The sequence below is a fragment of the Leptospira sanjuanensis genome (genome assembly GCF_022267325.1).
Taxonomy (GTDB): domain Bacteria; phylum Spirochaetota; class Leptospiria; order Leptospirales; family Leptospiraceae; genus Leptospira; species Leptospira sanjuanensis.
This window is the reverse complement of record NZ_JAIZBG010000001.1, coordinates 2,933,149-2,949,874: the sequence shown is the minus strand read 5'-3', so window position 1 is coordinate 2,949,874 and position 16,726 is coordinate 2,933,149. Positions and strand designations below refer to the sequence as shown.

At 48.3% G+C, this 16,726-nt stretch carries 17 protein-coding genes; 12 read left to right on the top strand and 5 right to left on the bottom strand.

Annotation, left to right across the window (positions count from 1 at the left end):
- Window positions 1-207: 207 nt before the first annotated feature.
- From LFX25_RS13265 to LFX25_RS13245, 5 genes are all read right to left on the bottom strand, one after another.
- Window positions 208-2,163 carry a CASTOR/POLLUX-related putative ion channel gene (locus LFX25_RS13265; RefSeq protein WP_238730659.1) on the bottom strand — a complete coding sequence of 652 codons (1,956 nt, stop codon included), beginning with the start codon at window positions 2,161-2,163 and terminating at the stop codon, window positions 208-210.
- A gap of 126 nt (window positions 2,164-2,289) precedes the next feature.
- Window positions 2,290-2,718 (bottom strand): DUF3995 domain-containing protein, encoded by a 429-nt coding sequence (locus LFX25_RS13260; protein WP_238730658.1) that lies wholly within the window; start codon window positions 2,716-2,718, stop codon window positions 2,290-2,292.
- A 6-nt stretch (window positions 2,719-2,724) separates the two neighbouring features.
- The gene (locus tag LFX25_RS13255; RefSeq protein WP_135569804.1) at window positions 2,725-3,180 is read right to left on the bottom strand and encodes a MarR family winged helix-turn-helix transcriptional regulator; all 456 of its coding nucleotides are present in this window, start codon (window positions 3,178-3,180) and stop codon (window positions 2,725-2,727) included.
- Window positions 3,181-3,212: 32 nt separating this feature from the next.
- Window positions 3,213-3,677 (bottom strand): MaoC family dehydratase, encoded by a 465-nt coding sequence (locus LFX25_RS13250; protein WP_238730657.1) that lies wholly within the window; start codon window positions 3,675-3,677, stop codon window positions 3,213-3,215.
- Between the two features lie 12 nt (window positions 3,678-3,689).
- Complete coding sequence (locus LFX25_RS13245; RefSeq protein WP_238731602.1) at window positions 3,690-4,232, bottom strand: hypothetical protein; 543 nt, start codon at window positions 4,230-4,232, stop codon at window positions 3,690-3,692.
- A gap of 352 nt (window positions 4,233-4,584) precedes the next feature.
- Here LFX25_RS13245 and LFX25_RS13240 point away from each other — a divergent pair, with 352 nt between their 5' ends.
- Genes LFX25_RS13240 through LFX25_RS13185 form a run of 12 tightly spaced genes read left to right on the top strand, consistent with a single transcriptional unit; the run spans window position 4,585 to window position 16,296 of the window.
- Window positions 4,585-4,962 (top strand): NADH-quinone oxidoreductase subunit A, encoded by a 378-nt coding sequence (locus LFX25_RS13240; protein ID WP_118956333.1) that lies wholly within the window; start codon window positions 4,585-4,587, stop codon window positions 4,960-4,962.
- Entirely contained in the window at window positions 4,953-5,513 is a 561-nt protein-coding gene (locus tag LFX25_RS13235; RefSeq protein ID WP_118956334.1) for an NADH-quinone oxidoreductase subunit B, read from the top strand. Before LFX25_RS13240 ends, LFX25_RS13235 begins: the two co-directional genes overlap by 10 nt.
- Window positions 5,510-6,043, top strand: a complete 534-nt coding sequence (locus tag LFX25_RS13230) for an NADH-quinone oxidoreductase subunit C (protein WP_238730656.1) — start codon at window positions 5,510-5,512, stop codon at window positions 6,041-6,043. The genes LFX25_RS13235 and LFX25_RS13230 overlap by 4 nt, the downstream gene beginning before the upstream one ends.
- Before the next feature lies 1 nt (window position 6,044).
- Window positions 6,045-7,262, top strand: coding sequence for an NADH-quinone oxidoreductase subunit D (locus tag LFX25_RS13225; protein WP_238730655.1), 1,218 nt, complete (start codon window positions 6,045-6,047; stop codon window positions 7,260-7,262).
- On the top strand, window positions 7,262-7,741 hold the full coding sequence (gene nuoE / locus LFX25_RS13220; protein ID WP_238730654.1) for an NADH-quinone oxidoreductase subunit NuoE: 480 nt from the start codon (window positions 7,262-7,264) through the stop codon (window positions 7,739-7,741). The genes LFX25_RS13225 and nuoE overlap by 1 nt, the downstream gene beginning before the upstream one ends.
- Before the next feature lie 14 nt (window positions 7,742-7,755).
- Window positions 7,756-9,090 carry an NADH-quinone oxidoreductase subunit NuoF gene (gene nuoF / locus LFX25_RS13215; protein WP_238730653.1) on the top strand — a complete coding sequence of 445 codons (1,335 nt, stop codon included), beginning with the start codon at window positions 7,756-7,758 and terminating at the stop codon, window positions 9,088-9,090.
- Complete coding sequence (nuoH, locus tag LFX25_RS13210) at window positions 9,087-10,127, top strand: NADH-quinone oxidoreductase subunit NuoH (RefSeq protein ID WP_238730652.1); 1,041 nt, start codon at window positions 9,087-9,089, stop codon at window positions 10,125-10,127. The genes nuoF and nuoH overlap by 4 nt, the downstream gene beginning before the upstream one ends.
- Before the next feature lie 12 nt (window positions 10,128-10,139).
- Complete coding sequence (locus LFX25_RS13205) at window positions 10,140-10,859, top strand: NADH-quinone oxidoreductase subunit J (RefSeq protein ID WP_238730651.1); 720 nt, start codon at window positions 10,140-10,142, stop codon at window positions 10,857-10,859.
- Entirely contained in the window at window positions 10,856-11,176 is a 321-nt protein-coding gene (nuoK, locus tag LFX25_RS13200) for an NADH-quinone oxidoreductase subunit NuoK (protein ID WP_118956341.1), read from the top strand. The genes LFX25_RS13205 and nuoK overlap by 4 nt, the downstream gene beginning before the upstream one ends.
- A gap of 11 nt (window positions 11,177-11,187) precedes the next feature.
- A complete protein-coding gene (gene nuoL / locus LFX25_RS13195) occupies window positions 11,188-13,128 on the top strand; it encodes an NADH-quinone oxidoreductase subunit L (protein ID WP_238730650.1) in 1,941 nt (646 codons plus the stop codon).
- 1 nt (window position 13,129) lies between these two features.
- Entirely contained in the window at window positions 13,130-14,827 is a 1,698-nt protein-coding gene (locus LFX25_RS13190; protein ID WP_238730649.1) for an NADH-quinone oxidoreductase subunit M, read from the top strand.
- Complete coding sequence (locus tag LFX25_RS13185; protein WP_238730648.1) at window positions 14,824-16,296, top strand: NADH-quinone oxidoreductase subunit N; 1,473 nt, start codon at window positions 14,824-14,826, stop codon at window positions 16,294-16,296. The genes LFX25_RS13190 and LFX25_RS13185 overlap by 4 nt, the downstream gene beginning before the upstream one ends.
- Window positions 16,297-16,726 lie beyond the last annotated feature (430 nt).

Below are 16,726 nucleotides of genomic sequence, written 5' to 3'. Positions count from 1 at the left end.
GACAGAAAGGACGGATTTTTTAATCCGAAATGCGTTTATTTCTGAACTTCGCTCAGAGCCGCTCGCAACGTTCCACTGCTCGCTGGCTAAAACGCTCTTTACGAATCGCGTCAACTCAGCAGAACGCTCCCTGAACTCAGCGTCTCGCTTCTACGTTCGCTCGACAGGTCGCGTTAACTCAGCAGAACGCTCCCTATGGGTCGCGTTCTATGTTTGATCTTCCGCGAGGACGATCAAACTATCTTCCGGATGGATCGAAAAGGCAGTATCCTTCAACGGGATCAAATGCACGCCGTATCCTTTACTCTCGTCTTTTTCCTCCGAAGCGATCCGAATCCCGAAACAGGTTTCTCCCCGTTTTAAGGCTGCGCCTACGCAATCCGCAAAACTAAGCGTTTGAGGGAGGTGTTCGAAGTAAAGAGAAGCCGGTTTCAGATAGATTTCGCTTCCTTCGGGGCTGAACAGATTTTCGTAGATCCGCATCACGTCGGGTTCCTGCGAAACCTGAGCCATCATCTTGGACACGAACTGATTGGAAATCAGGAAGTCCTTCACGCCCGTTTCGAGAACGATCTCCGTATTTTCCGAGTTCATGATTTCGGTGATCAGCTGCGTGGAAGGTTGGTTTCCCGTCTTAAACGCGTATCGTTTGAAATATTGTCTGAATCGAAGCAATAGCGAGATCGTTTGCGCGTCGACTTCTTCGATGTTTTCCTTTTCCTCGGCTAAGAATATTACGGAATCGTAAGATTCGGGCGCGAGCCGTTTCATCACGGATTCCTGGGAAAGATCGGCTTGGAAGGATCTAAGAGTGATTTTCGGATATTTTTTCTTGAGACGTATTACGGTTCCCTTAAATTCTTCGTCGATCTGTTTGACGAGAATGTCTATGGTCGATCCGGGAGAAACGAACTTCGCGTATTCCTCCACGATCAGAGGACTTTTGGAATTCCAACCTACGATGAGTTGTTTGTCGACCGGATTGGATCGTTTCTTTTTCGGAAGTTGGAAGTCTCTGGGACTCGATACCGCCGTTTCCGAGTAGCGGATTTTGGAATCGTCTTCCGCTAAAAGCACGGCGTCCTCTTTGTCGTCGGGCGTGTAATCGCTGGGCGGATTGAGTATGATTTCTCCGTCTTCCCTTCTGAAACCGAGAGGAACGGATTCGTTAAACCGAAATGCGATCTCTTTGTAGTTGAGCCCTTTCCAACCGGAGGAAGGTTTGTAAAAATAGATCTCGTCCCCTTCGAATCCGACTAAGTTGGAATAGACGACCGCAAGTCCGGAAGTTCTCGAAGTCTGCACGAGCAATTTTGCGAGAATATTTCTTTCGTCCATCACCTGGATCGAAGAGGAAAGTTCCTGCGCGATCAGACGGTTTTCCTCGTTGTAGAGTTCCGCGACGATGGGGGGAAGTTCGTTATCATGACCGAGCGCGACTAACGCCATCAGAGACTTTAATACCTTCGCGTCGCCGATGTTTCTTCCGTCCTTGCCGTCCTCTTCTCCCGAGGAATTCAAAACCAGCACCGACTTCGCTTCTCCCGCGTTGACTTTCCGCAGCGAATGGAGGCTGGAAGGAGTTCCCGAACGCGTGATGATCTTAGTCGTTTTGCGTTCTTCCAAATTCTCCGCCAAGTAATCGTCCATAACTTCCTTGTCTTCTTCCGCGAGGATGACTACCACGGCTCTCGACTCGGAGGAATTCGCTTCGATGAGTTCCTTGATGATTTCCACGACCCGAACGCCGAATCCCAGAATGATCGTATGATCTTTTTCTAATACGTCGCTCTTTCCCTTTCTTAGATCCTGGATCTTCTGATCGAACTGATTGGTGATAAAAGCCACTAAGCTCGAAAATAACACGAGTCCGAGAAATACCGTGAGAATCCCGGTCGTTTTATTGAACCAATTCGATTCTCCGTCTTCCGCGACGGCGCCCGCGTCCGAGATCTGCAGAAACACTCTCCAGAAAAATTCTCCGTTTCCTTGTATCGATTCGTCCGGCGCGACAAGTCCGCCTAACAACCGTAGGATGGAAAGAAACACGAATGCGATTATGAATAACGTGATCAATGCGGCAAAAACCGATCCGCCGCCTCGGGACATGAAGTTGTCGAAGTGATACCGAAATTTATCCGAAAATGTATGTTTTGATTTCATGAGAGGAGAATGGAATCCAAACCCTCGTTTTTATCAAATGGAAAATAAATTCTTTCTGAAAAATCCGCGTGGATTTAGGGAAGATTCCCGGAGAAAATGCGGACGATCCGTTCGTGATTGCTAACTTCAGAATACGGAAGAAACGTATAATAAAAGGGAAAGAAAAAGACAAAGGGGAGAATAATAAGCCGTATCGTTTTGCGCGAACGTCGTGCCTTTGATTTTTTTAAAGAAGCCGACCAATCGAAAATCTCCGATCGCTCGAAGCAAAAATACGAAGGACAAAAAGACCGTTCCATATCGACATACTTCTTGTAAAATTCCGAGCGGAAACTGCATTCTGAGTCCGATCGGTAACAAGGCTGCCAGGAACAACAGGATTCCCACCGCGGCGGTGGCGAGTCTTCCGGGTCGGAAGGCCGGTTTCCCCTGTATTTCCGGAACTACACGATTTTTTCCCAACGCTCCTCCCAACATCCAGTAAAAGTGAAATCCGGATAGAATCAGAAGGATCAAACCGGAAGTCCAGGACGTTATTTGGGCGATAAGAAACATGTCCGTTTATTGTAGAAGTTCCACCGTGGCGGATTCCGGGTTTTGGTTCTGATAGAGTTTCATCAGCAATCGAACCAATTCCTGTTTTTCTTCCTCCGTAAATCCCCGATAGAGATTGTTCACTAAGGATCTGGAGATTCCGAGCAATACCGGTCTTACCGAATAGGCTTTCGGAGTCAGTTCCAAATGAACGATTCTCTGATCCTCGGGATCTCTCGTTCTCTCGACGAATCCCAACGCTTCCAACTTGTCTACAAGAGCGGTTAACGTGGATTTGTCTCGATTGATCATCTTGGCGATTTCCTGCATCTGCGCCTTTTTCTTTTTGACGAGTGCGAACAGGATATCCGCGTGAGTGGTCGTTAACGGACCCAAACCTTTTTCTTTCAACTCCAGGTTCAGGTGTCTGTGAAATTCGTCTCGAATTCTCGAGATCATATAGATGATCAGTCTAGGACTCATATTTTACCTAATCTTAGAAATTTTTTTTCTTATCAGGCAAATTGATATAGATAGATTACCTCTCCTACCGCGGCGGCTTTCGTGGATCCTTCGGTTTCAAAAGTCATCTTCAGAGTCATTCGCGCCGTACCTCTCAGGTCTTTCAGCTCGACTAGCTCCGCTCTAATTCTCAACTTGCTTCCTACTTTTACGGGCTCTAAAAACCGAAGTTTTTCCATCCCGTAATTGATCCCCATCTTAATATTCTTTAATTCTAATATTTGAGATAAGAGGTAGGGGGCCATGGACAAGGTAAGATATCCGTGAGCGATCGTTCCTCCGAACGGAGATTCCTTAGCGGCTCTATCCGGGTCCGTGTGAATCCACTGATGATCCAGGGTCGCGTCGGCGAACTTATTCACCTGCTCCTGCGTCACCGTGTGATACTCGGAAACCCCGATTTCCTTTCCGGTATAGGCTTCTAATTCGGCAAAACTGGACAATACTACCTTAGCCATGTTTTTCTCCTTTTACTCCGTTTTGTTTTTTAATTTTTCAGTAAGATGTTCAAAAATTTCGGATTCTAAAATCGACAAGTCGATGTTGTCCTGAAGTCCCGGCGCTTTTCCCGAATAGATCGCCTTCCAGACGATTTCTCCGCTGTCCGTGTCCATCGCTTTGACGGTCACTTCCATGACGGAATTTCCGGAAGCGGTTCCGTAATCGGTGACGTCCGTAAATACGACGACGTCGCCTTTGAGTTGTTTTGCGATTTTGATTCCCTTTTCTTCGCTCAGGGAATTGTCCGCTTCGAACGCGGTTCGGAATTGTTTTTCCGCGTTGTATTTTTCCTGGATCTTTCCTCCGTATCCGAGGATCGCCAGTTCCAGTTTTTCAAAACTTCTGGATTCTAAGAATTTTTTCTGTTCGACGTTTGCTTCTTTCGACAACCAACCCGATCGAATCTGAACCGGGAAGACTACATGTTTCACTTTTTTTTCGGGAGTAAAACCCCTTCGAACGAACACGGTTCCGAAGATCGAGTTTTTGGAGGACGCACAATCGGCGAACATGAAAAGGAATAAGAGCAGGGTAAGAATTCGCCCGATGCGGGAAAGGTTTCCCGTCCGGGAAAAGTAAAATGCGGTGCGAGCGGCGGACAAATCGTTTTCCCTTTCGTTCCATTACTACCAGTCGTCACTCAACCCATTTGTCCATCCGTTTTTTGCCAAACTATTCGGCAGATTCGGGCGTTCTATGCAAAATTCTAATTTAGGATATTTTTATTTTCCGCTTGGACCTGTGTGAACGTAGATTTCTTTTTCGGTGTGAAATTCTCTTCGTTCGGAAACGGGGAAAGCATAGGGCATTTCCTTTTGAATTTGCGTTGACAGGCTATATGCAAACGGGAGTCTAATAGTAGCTATGGATAGCGCTCCCGAGCACCTTGGCCCACTACTGATTCAATTCTTACTCGGAGTCGGATTCTCCGCTCTGATTCTTACCCTTGCCATACTCATCGGTCCTAAAAAGAAATCCAAACCTCAGGACACGTTCGAATGCGGCGTACAATACTACGGAGACGCGAGAGGACTTTTCAACATCAAGTTTTATCTCGTCGCGGTACTCTTTATCCTGTTCGACATCGAAGCGGTGTTCCTGTTTCCCTACGCGGTCAACCTGATCGGATTTAAGAACGCGGGAATCGGACTTTTTCTCGTGATAGAAATGTTTGTGTTTGTCCTGACGTTGGTCGTAGGTTTATACTATATCTGGAAGAAAGGAGCCTTGGAATGGGATTGAGTGACTTGAGTAAAGCCCCGGGCCAAGCCCTGGGAGATATGGTTCAACTCGGAAGCATCGAGTCCGTGATCCAATGGGGGAGAAGTTATTCTCTTTGGCCTTATCCGTTCGCGACCGCGTGCTGCGGAATCGAATATATGAGCACCGCTTGTTCCGATTACGACATCGCCCGTTTCGGAGCGGAACGTCCTTCTTTTTCTCCGCGTCAGGCGGATATGATTTTGGTTCTCGGTACGATCACGTACAAGATGGCTCCCGTTCTTCGTCAGATCTACGATCAGATGGCGGAGCCTAAGTTCGTCATCAGCGTCGGGGCCTGCGCTTCTTCCGGAGGAATGTTCAACACCTACGGAGTTTTGCAAGGCGTGGATCGGATTCTTCCCGTGGACGTTTATGTTCCCGGTTGTCCTCCTAGACCCGAAGCGATCTTAGACGCTCTCTTGAAATTACAGGCAAAACTGAAAACCCAGGGGCTGGAAGCAAGACGTCAGGAAGTGATGCAGAAAATCCAGGAATTGAACGAAAGAAATAAACCCCTGGTTGTACGATGAAAGAAGAAGTAGAACGTTTCCTCAAAGAAAAATTTTCCCATTTTTTGGATGCGCAGGAAGAGGTCGTCTCGAACGTTCCCGTTTTCTTTTTGAAAGCGGAAGGAATCGTTCCGGTTCTCGCCGCGTTGAAAAACGATCCATCACTGAATTATAATTTTCTAAACGACTTAACCGCGATCGATTGGCTCGGAAAAAAAGAACCTCGTTTCGAAGTCTGTTATCTGCTCCGATCGGGAAGCAAGGGTTCGAGCAGGATTCGAATTAAGGTTCGGCTCGAAGACGGAGAATCCGTGCCGAGCGTCACTTCCGTGTTCAAGGGTGCGAACTGGCCCGAACGCGAAGTCTACGATCTTTTCGGAATATCATTCGTAGGTCATCCGGGTTTGGACCGCATTCTTATGCCGGACAACTTTCAAGGACATCCTCTTCGTAAGGATTTTCCTTTGGAAGGATTCGGACAGGATTATCTCATCGAAGACCTTCTTCATATCCACGTGAACGAAGACATCACCAAGGAAGGAGGAAAGTAGAATGATGTACGAAAAAACGGCCGAACATTTCGGAAAGAAGTTCGCCAATCTTCCCGAAGGACATCTCCTCGTAAACCTCGGACCTTCTCACCCGGCGACTCACGGAATTTTACAGAATGTGATCCAACTCGATGGAGAAAGAATCGTCGAAGCCGAATCGGTCATCGGTTACGTTCACCGTTGTTTCGAAAAATTAGGGGAACGTTATACATACAACCAATTCCTCGTCTGCACGGACCGGATGAATTACGTTTCGACTCCGCTCAACAACATCGGATGGATTCTCGCGGTGGAAAAGATGATGCAGGTGGAAGTGCCGGACCGCGTAACCTACGTGAGAATGATCATCTCCGAACTTTCGAGAATCATGGATCATATCATCTGCACGGGAATTCTCGGAGTGGATTTAGGCGCGTTCTCGGGAATGCTCCACCTCTTTCATCACAGAGAGAACATCTATCAAGTCATCGAAAAGTTGACGGGCGCACGATTGACCACGACGTTTTGCAGAATCGGCGGACTCGAAAAGGACATTTATCCCGAGTTCGAAACCGAAGTGAAACTGATCTGCAAGGGATTAAAACCCGCGATCGAAGAATTCAACAGCCTTCTTCTGAAAAATAAAATCTTTCTCGGACGCACCGAAGGAATCGGCGGAATTTCCGCGGAAAACGCGATCGCCTACGGATTCAGCGGACCGAATCTCCGCGCGGCGGGTGTGGATTGGGACGTCCGTAAAGACGAACCGTATATGCTGTATGATAAAGTGGACTTCGACGTTCCGATCGGAGAGGACGGTTCCGTTCTTCACAGAAGTTTGGTGAGAATGGAAGAAATGCGTCAGTCGATTCGGATCATCGAACAGCTCGTGGACGGAATTCCGAGCGGAGCCTGGCACGCCGATCTTCCTCACGCGTATCTTCCCGAAAAGAACAAAGTCTACAACAACATGGAAGAATTGATCTATCACTTCAAGATCATCATGCACGGCGTGAAGGTTCCTCCCGGAGAACACTACATGGCAACCGAAGCGGCCAACGGAGAACTCGGATTCTACATCGTATCCGAAGGGGAAAAATCTCCTTGGAGGGTTCACGTTAGACGTCCTTGTTTCTGGTATTATCAATCGTTTGCGGAATTGGTTCGCGGAGGACTTCTGGCGGATTCCGTCGCGACGATGAGTTCTTTGAACGTGATCGCAGGAGAGTTGGACTGCTGATGAGTTACAAGTTCAGTGAAGAATCCGAAAAAAGATTCCAAAAGATGCTGGAAGTATTTCCGGACAAACGTTCCCTGATTCTCCCTTGTTTGTATATTTTACAGAGAGAACACGGTTTTGTGGACCAGGAAGGAATGAACTACATCGCGGACCGTCTCGGAGATCCGATTTCTCTCGCGCAAGTCTACGGGGTCGCGACGTTTTATACTCTTTACAATAAGAAACCGGTCGGCAAATATCATATCCAAATCTGCGGAACCTCGAGCTGTTATCTGCAGGGAAACGATACGATCGAAAAACATCTCTGCGATCGACTCGGGATTCATCTCGGACAAACCACACCGGATCAAAAATTCACGTTGGAAGAAGTGGAATGTTTGGGCGCTTGCGGTTACGCTCCGATGGTCCAGATCAACGACGATTTTTACGAACAGCTGACACCCGAAAAAGTAGATCAGATTCTAAGCGGCCTGAACTGACAAAGGAACTCCTTATGGCAGAAATGAAACTTCTCACGAAATACATCGATAACCCCAAGTCCGCCGAACTCGAGTTTTACGAATCGGTTCACGGATACGACGGACTGAAAAAAGCCCTTCAGATGAAACCGGACGACATCATCGCCGAAGTGAAAAAATCCGGACTCAGAGGAAGGGGCGGGGCAGGATTTCCGACCGGACTCAAGTGGTCCTTTATCCCGAAAGACATTCCAAAACCGAAATACATCATCTGCAACGCGGACGAAGGCGAACCGGGAACATTCAAAGATCGTAAACTGATCGAAAACCTTCCGCATCAGATCATCGAAGGAATGATCATCGGAGCCAAGGCGATCGGTTCGAACAAGGGATTCTTTTACATCCGCGGAGAATTTCAAAAAGGCGCAAGAACCATGCAGAAGGCGATCGACGAAGCCTATGCGAAAGGGTATCTCGGAAAGAACATTCTCGGAAGCGGATTCGACTTCGATCTGATTTTGTACGAAGGCGCGGGCGCTTATATCTGCGGAGAAGAAACCGCACTCATCAATTCTCTCGAAGGCAGGAGGGGGCATCCAAGATTGAAACCTCCTTTTCCGGCCGTGTCGGGACTTTATCGTTCCCCGACCGTGGTGAATAACGTGGAAACGTTTTCGGCGGTTCCTCATATTCTCGACAAAGGAGCGGATTGGTATTCCAAAATCGGAACCGAAAAATCTCCTGGTACGAGACTCTTCAGCGTTTCCGGTCACGTAAAACGTCCGGGCGTTTACGAAATCGAATTAGGAACTCCTTTATTAGAACTTGTGAATGATCTTTGCGGAGGAATCGTAGACGATAAACCTTTGAAGGCGATCATTCCCGGCGGATCTTCCGTTCCGATTCTCACGGCGGAAGAATGCAAAACCGCGAATATGGATTTCGAATCGATGGCGGCACACAAAACCATGCTCGGTTCGGGCGCGGTGATCGTTCTCGCGGAAGGCACGGACATCGTGGAAACCACGTATCGGTTCGCGAGATTCTACGCTCACGAATCCTGCGGTCAATGCACACCCTGCCGCGAAGGAACTCATTGGGTTCGCGACATTCTTTATAAGATCCGCGAAGGAGAAGGAACCACCCAGGACATCGACTTGATTCTTTCCCTATCCAGAAACATGGAAGGGGGAACTACGATTTGTCCTCTTTCCGACGCATGCGTGGGGGCGGTTCGTCCCGCTCTGCAGAAGTTTCGCGCGGAGTTCGACGCCAGATTGAAGGACAAGCCGGAACCCGTTCCCGATCATCCCAGAAGAAGAAAAGAAGATAGAATCGGAGAAACCGCGGGGGGACAAAGAACTCCATGAATTGGAATGAAGTTTTATTTTGGCTTTTGAAAAGCGGACTTTTCTTTTTCATTCTCATCACCGCCTGCGCGTATTACACGCTCGCGGAAAGAAGAGTGGCCGGTTTTATTCAGGATCGTAAGGGTCCGAACCGCGCGGGGATCTGGGGACTTCTCCAACCTCTTGCGGATGGAATTAAATTCTTAACCAAAGAAGAAGTTTTCCCGATGCAGGTCAATCGAGTGATGTATCTCGTTGCGCCCGCGATTTCGATGACGTGCGCGATCATGGCTTGGTCCGTGGTTCCTTTGGGCGGTCAGATTCCTCTTCCTTCTTGGCTGGCGGAAAAAACCGGTCTGACCTTTTTGGATCTGCAGATCGCAAATCCTGACACTGGAATTCTCTTTTTATTCGCGATCTCTTCTCTTGCGGTGTACGGAATCATCATCGCGGGTTGGGCGAGTAACAACAAATATTCGTTGTTAGGTGCGATCCGTTCCACGGCACAGATGATCAGCTACGAACTTCCTTTGGGAATGAGCGTGGTCTCGATCGTGATTCTTACGGGTTCTTTGAAACTTTCGGATATAAGCGCGTCTCAGGCGGGACTTTGGAACATCTTCAAACTTCCTGGGTTCATCGCGTTTTGCCTGTTCGTCGTAGCGATGTTCGCCGAAACCAACAGGCTCCCTTTCGACTTGGCGGAAGCCGAGTCCGAACTCGTCGTCGGGTTTCACACGGAATACGGAGCGTTTAAGTTCGCATTATTTTTTATCGCGGAATACATGAACATGATCACAATGAGCTGCGTGGTGACTCTTCTTTTTTTCGGAGGGTATCAGGTGCCTTTCGGATTGTTGGAAGGAAACGTTCTTCAGCCCGCACTCGGACTGGTTTTGTTTTTGGGTAAGGTTCTCTTTTTCGCATTCTTGTTTATGTGGGTGAGATGGACCCTTCCGCGTTTTCGATACGATCAACTCATGAGCCTGGGATGGAAAAAACTCATCCCTTGGGCGATTTTGAACATCGTGATAGCAAGCATCTATATACAATTTTAAGAAACTAAGAATATGCCATATACGGATCAACCTCAACTGCTTCTATTCTTTCTGTTTTCGGCGGTGATGATACTCAGTTCTTTGGGGGTGATCTTTCATCCCAACGCGATCACGGCCGCGGTTTTGCTCGTATTGAGTTTTTTCTCGCTCGCCGCAATCTATGCGGTGATGAATGCGATCTTTATCGCGACGATGCAGCTTCTCGTTTACGCGGGAGCGATCATGGTTTTGGTCGTGTTCGTGTTGATGCTTTTGTCGTTGCGCGAGGACGATACGAAACTCTTTATTTTCGAAAAACCCATTAAGAAATTATTATATTTAGGATTGGTAATGTTCTTGGGCGTTTTGCTCGTCACTGCGGTTCAAGACGGAATCCCTTCGGATACGACGTCGCCGATCGGATATGCCAGGACCAAAGAAGGGCAATTTGCGGGTTATTCCTTTCGGCTTTCTAAGAACGAGATCGTAGGAAATCAAGCGGGCGAGAAAAAAAACGACTCGAATGGGACTGCCGCCGAGAATGCGCCCGTTCCCGATACTTTGTCCGGAAATACCGTAAACCCCGAACCGGTCCACGTTAGCGGAAATACCGCCGTGGTCGGAAGCGCCATGTTTTTACGATACCTTCTTCCGTTCGAGCTGATTTCCTTGTTATTGCTCGCGGCTGTGCTCGGTGCGGTCGTTCTCGGAAAAAAGAATTTAGGGAAGGACGCGGAAGGAGGAAACCTATGAGTCTTTGGATTTCCGGAATTCCGATGCACTACTTTCTGATTCTTGCGATGATCATCTTCACGATCGGAGTCGCGGGAGTGATGGTGCGAAGAAGCGCGGTTTTGATCTTTATGTCGGTGGAGTTGATCTTGAACTCCGTGAACCTCGTATTCGTGACTTTCTCAAAGGCGCTTCACCAAGTCGACGGAGAAGTGGTCGTCTTTTTCGTAATGGCGATTGCGGCCGCGGAAGCCGCGATCGGACTCGCGATCGTGATCGCGATTCATAGGCTTAAAAAGACGAGCTATGTGGACGAAATGAATCTGATGAAATGGTAGGAATAGGAAGAATGGAAATTGCAAATCTTATCCCTGCGTTAGTCGCTCTTCCGTTGATCGGATTTTTAATCTCCGGTCTTTTCGGCAAGTGGTTAAAGGGACTAACCGGAATCATTTCTACGGCCGTCGTATTTTTATCTTTCGCGCTGGCTTTGTTGTCTTTCGTTCTATTTCACCCAATGGAACGCGCGATTCCCGAAATCGTAACCGTAATGCCTTGGATCGAAACCGGGAACCTAAACGTATCTCTCGCGTATCAAGTCGATCAGCTTTCGCTCTATATGATTTTGATCATCACCGGAATCGGGGCGCTCATTCATCTTTACAGCATCGGTTATATGAAGGACGATCCAGGCTTTACGCGTTATTTTGCGTATTTAAACCTGTTTATCTTTGCGATGTTGAATCTGGTACTTGCAGAAAACTTAATTCTTCTTTTTCTCGGATGGGAAGGAGTGGGGCTTTGTTCGTATCTCTTGATCGGATTCGATTATCACAAAGAATCCGCCGCCAACGCGGGAATGAAGGCATTTATCACGAATCGGATCGGCGATTTGGGAATGCTTCTCGGAATCGCGCTCGTGTTTTGGTATACGGGCAGCGTTTCCTTTACGCAAATCGCTGAATCGATTCCGGAAATCCCTTCCTTTCGATATGTGATTCCATTGGCGGCGATCTGCTTTTTTATCGGAGCGATCGGAAAATCGGCGCAGTTGCCCTTGCACGTGTGGCTTCCCGATGCGATGGCGGGACCGACTCCCGTTTCCGCGTTGATTCACGCGGCGACGATGGTGACAGCCGGAATCTTTTTGATCGCAAGGCTCAATCCTATCTTTTTATCCGCGCCGCAAGTGGGACATTGGATCGTAATCATCGGATCGATCACCGCCTTTTTTGCGGCGACGATCGGACTTTTTCAAAACGACATCAAGAAGGTGCTCGCGTATTCCACCGTGTCGCAGCTCGGATATATGTTCGTCGCGATGGGCGCCGGCGCTTACGTCGCGGGGCTCTTTCACTTGATGACGCACGCGTTCTTTAAAGCGCTTCTCTTTTTGGGATCGGGTTCCGTGATTTATGCGCTTCATCACGAACAGGATCTGCGGAACATGGGCGGACTGAAAAATCAGATGAAGATCACCTGGTTGACCTTTTTGATCGGATCGCTTGCTATTTCCGGAATTCCTCCGTTCAGCGGGTTCTTTTCCAAAGATCTAATATTAGAAAAAAGTTATGCGTATGGAACGCTCTTTTACGGACTCGGAATCGTTACCGCGCTCTTAACCGCGTTCTACATGTTCCGCATGACGTATCTTGCCTTTTACGGAGAATCTCGAGTCTCTTCCCACAAGGCTGGCCACTTGCACGAATCTCCGCTCGTGATGACGATTCCTCTCGTGATTCTTTCCATAGGCGCGGTCGTTGCCGGATTTTTGGAAGTGCCTCACTTTTTGTTCGGAGGAGCGGACGCTCTTACGCGTTACTTCGCTCCCGTCTTTGTCCGAGGAACCGAAATTTCCGAAATGATCGTCAAACACTCCGTAGACGGTCACGAAACGGGAGCCGCGATCGAATTGATCTTGGTGGCCGTATCGGTAGCCGTTGCGATTTCCGGAATCTTTATCGCGAGAACGATCTTTTTGACGGGAAAAAACGTTCCGGAAGCGGAAGAATCGCACACGGGCTTAAAACGGATTCTTTCGCAGAAATACTACGTGGACGAGTTTTATAAGAACTTCATCGTGGAACCGATACTGCTGCTCGGAAAGTTTTTAGCGGGATACGTGGAAAGAAATTTCTTGGATCTGATGCTGCGCGGAACGGGAAGAATCGCGGTCGCGATCTCCCTTGTGTTGCGAAGGGTTCAGACCGGAATCATCGTCGACTACGCGATCCTGATCGTATTCGGAACCGTGGTCATTCTTTCCTTTTTTCTATTGAGGGGGCTGTAACTTGGATTTCCCGCCGTATATATTGAGTATTTTTTTGTTTCTGCCACTGATCGGAGTGCCGTTCTTATTTTTTTCCAATAGCGTCTATTGGTTGCGGACCGTCGCGGGATCGTTCACTCTCGTTCCGTTTTTGATCATCGTCGGATTGTATTTCCAATACGATCCTTCTAACTCGGCTCTTCAATTCGTGGATCGCATCTGGGGAATCGTAGTTTCCGGAAATCTCCGTGTCGATTATCATATCGGACTCGACGGATTCAGTCTTCTGCTTTGCGGAATGTCTTCTTTGCTTTTCTTTCTTTCCACGCTCGCCACTTGGTCGAGCATCACGAATCGTATCCGCGAATTTTATGTTTATCTAATGATCGTGGAGATGAGCGTTCACGGAGTGTTCTTGTCCGGGAACCTCGTTTTGTTTTACATCTTCTGGGAAGCGATGGTTTCTCCGATGGTTCTGATGGTCGGAATCTGGGGAGAGGATCAGCGCGTAAAGGCAGCGATCAAATATCTGATCTTCTCGTTCACCGGATCGGTGTTGATGCTTGCGGGAATTCTAATCCTGTATTTCAAAACCGGAACGATCGTGATCGAAGAGTTGTCCACGGGACTTCTACCCGAAATTCCGAAGAACATCCGATTGTTTATGTTCTTTGCGTTCGTTCTTGCGTTCGCGATCAAAGTGCCTTTGTTTCCGCTTCATACTTGGATGCCGGACGTTCACTCGCAGGCGCCTACTGTCGGTTCGGTGGATCTTTCCGGAATCTTATTGAAGATCGGTTTATACGGATTTGTTCGACTTGCGATTCCGCTCTTCCCCGAAGAAATGTTGGAATACAGGGAACTTCTCGGAGGACTTTGTATCGCGGGAATCATCTACGGCGCGGTCATTGCGATGGCTCAGGAGAATTCCAAACGAGTCGTCGCGTTTTCATCCTTGTCGCACATGAGTTTTTGTATGCTCGGTATTTTGAGTTTTACGGAAGAAGGGATGGCCGGAGGAATGCTTCAGATGTTGAACCACGGATTCACCGCGGGGATGCTCTTCTTTATGCTCGGAATGTTGCATGAAAGAATCGGCAACAACGACATCGCAAAGGCGGGCGGTTTGTCCAAACTCCTGCCGGTTTTTTCCGTGTTTTTTGCGATCGCTGTATTTTCCTCGCTCGGAGTTCCCGGAACCAACAGCTTTATCGGAGAATTTTTAATCATACTCGGAAGCATCAAAGCAAACGTCGTATACGGTGCGTTAGCCGCCACCGGAGTCGTGTTCGCCGCGGGTTATCTTTTGTTGTTCGCAAAAAGGATGATTTTCGGAGAGCCTTCCAAAAATCTGATCGAACATCACGATCTCAGTTTGAAAGAATGGATCATTCTGATCCCTACGGTCGTAATGATTTTCTGGATCGGAGTTTATCCAAAACCGTTTTTAAAAGTATTGGAACCGTCGGTTAAAGTCGCATTAAATTCGGCGTCCGCAAAAGCGATTCAGGATCGTACGGCGAGTTCGTTTAAAGAAACGGATCTAAACGGAAAGACGGTGGATAACGCGAGAAAATACGTTTCCTACCGTTCTCTCGGCGAAGAACCGGGCGATTACGAAGAGCGTCTGAACGGTTTTCAAAGTAAATATTCTCTGCCAAAATCAATCCGCAAAGGAAAGGAAACTTCTCCGCCAGGGGACGAGGAGGCTCAAAAATGAATCTAATCCCGAACGTCCTCGATCTATTTTCCATTCTTCCCGCGTTGATTCTCGCTACGGGCGGGGTAGTGCTCATCTGTCTTTCCGTAATATTTAAAACGAAAGAATTCCTCTTCGTGCGATACGTGTCCGGTTTGATTCTTTTGATAGCGCTCGCGAGCGTCTTTTATACGGCGTTTCGTTTTCCGGGAAACGGGGTCTATTTCGGCGGTCAGATCGAAAACTCGGTCTTGTCCTTTTGGCTGAATCTGATCTACATCTCGATGGCGATCGGAACAGCGGCGGTCGTACCGAGAATATTAAAGAATCATAAAATAGAATTTCCCGAGTTTTATCCGCTCTTGCTTTTCGCAACGTGCGGGATGATGTTGATGACGAGCGGACAGGACTTTATTCTCGTTTTTGTCGCCCTCGAACTCATGAGCATTTGCTTATACATTCTGATCGGGATGGCGAGAAGCGATCTGTTTTCCTTGGAAGCTACGTTGAAATACTTTCTGCTCGGAAGTTTTTCCTCCGGGTTTATGTTGATGGGAATCGCGTTTCTTTTCGGAGGAAGCGGTTCTACCAATATGACTGCGGCGTTAAAACCGCTCCTCATCGCAGGGTATCAAGGAAACTTCGCAAAGATCGGACTCGTGTTGTTCATCACGGGAGTCGCGTTTAAGATCGCGCTTTTTCCGTATCACGCGTGGACCCCGGACGCGTACGAAGGAGCGTTGACTCCGGTAACGGGTTATATGTCCACCGCCGCAAAGGCCGCGTCGATCGGACTTCTTCTTGTGCTCTATACGAAGCTACCGCTGCCTTTGGAAGACAGCACCTGGGCTTGGTTGCCTGGAATTCTTGCGTTGTTGTCGATGGTCTACGGAAACCTGCTCGCATTAAAACAGGAAAATTTAAAGCGAATGCTCGCATATTCTTCGATCGCACACGCGGGTTACGTTGTGGCGGGAATTTCCGCGGGAATCAAGGAAGAAGTTCTTTTTTATCTCATCGTATATTCGTTCATGAGTTTGGGAGCGTTTGCGATTCTCGCGTATTTGGAGGAAGGAACCAGACAAGTGACGTTCTTTTCCGTTCAATCCTTATCGGGAGCGAAACCGTTTACTGCGATCGCAATCAACATATTCTTTATGTCCTTGGCGGGAGTTCCTCCGTTCGGAGGATTTTGGGCGAAGTTGTTTCTTTTTCAAAAACTCGCCGAATCCGAACATCTGATGAACCGCATTCTTTTGATCGGTGGCGTGACCAACTCTGCGCTTGCGCTCTATTACTATCTGCGGATCGGAATCGCGACTTTTATGAGCAGCGACGAGGGAGAAATTTCCCGCAATCATGCCGCACCGTTTAGCGTCGGAGTGACCGCAGTCGTTGTGGTTTGTTTCTTTATGGTCGCGCTCGGTTGGTTTTTACTCGTTCCGGGAAATCTTCTCGCGATCGGCGCTTTGCAATATCTGAGCTATTGAGCGATCCATAGCGAGCGAAATAGCCAAACGCCGCGAAGCGACAGCGTTGGCTCCCGACGACGTCGGGAAAGAGAGCGATCCATTTGGGCGCCTCCTTTTGACCTTCGGTCAAAAGGACCACGCTCTTCCGCGACTACGCGTTCGCTACGGCCGCAAGCGGCTGCCTTCGGCATCGCTCCGATCGTTGGCGCGAATTGTGAGAGGCGATTTTGTTGTAGTTCCTACAAATCTGTCGTAATACGAAAAAGCCCCCACCCGAGTTAGGGTGGAGGTGGCGGGCTTGCGGGAACCCTCGACAAATTTTCCTCTAACAGAAAATTCAACTTTTGTAAACTAAAATCCTCACTCACAATCACCGTAGGAACTCCTACAAATCCCCCAGTGCGTCCGAAAGTTCTTGAAGAGTCGCTTCTTTCGGATAAACTCAAAA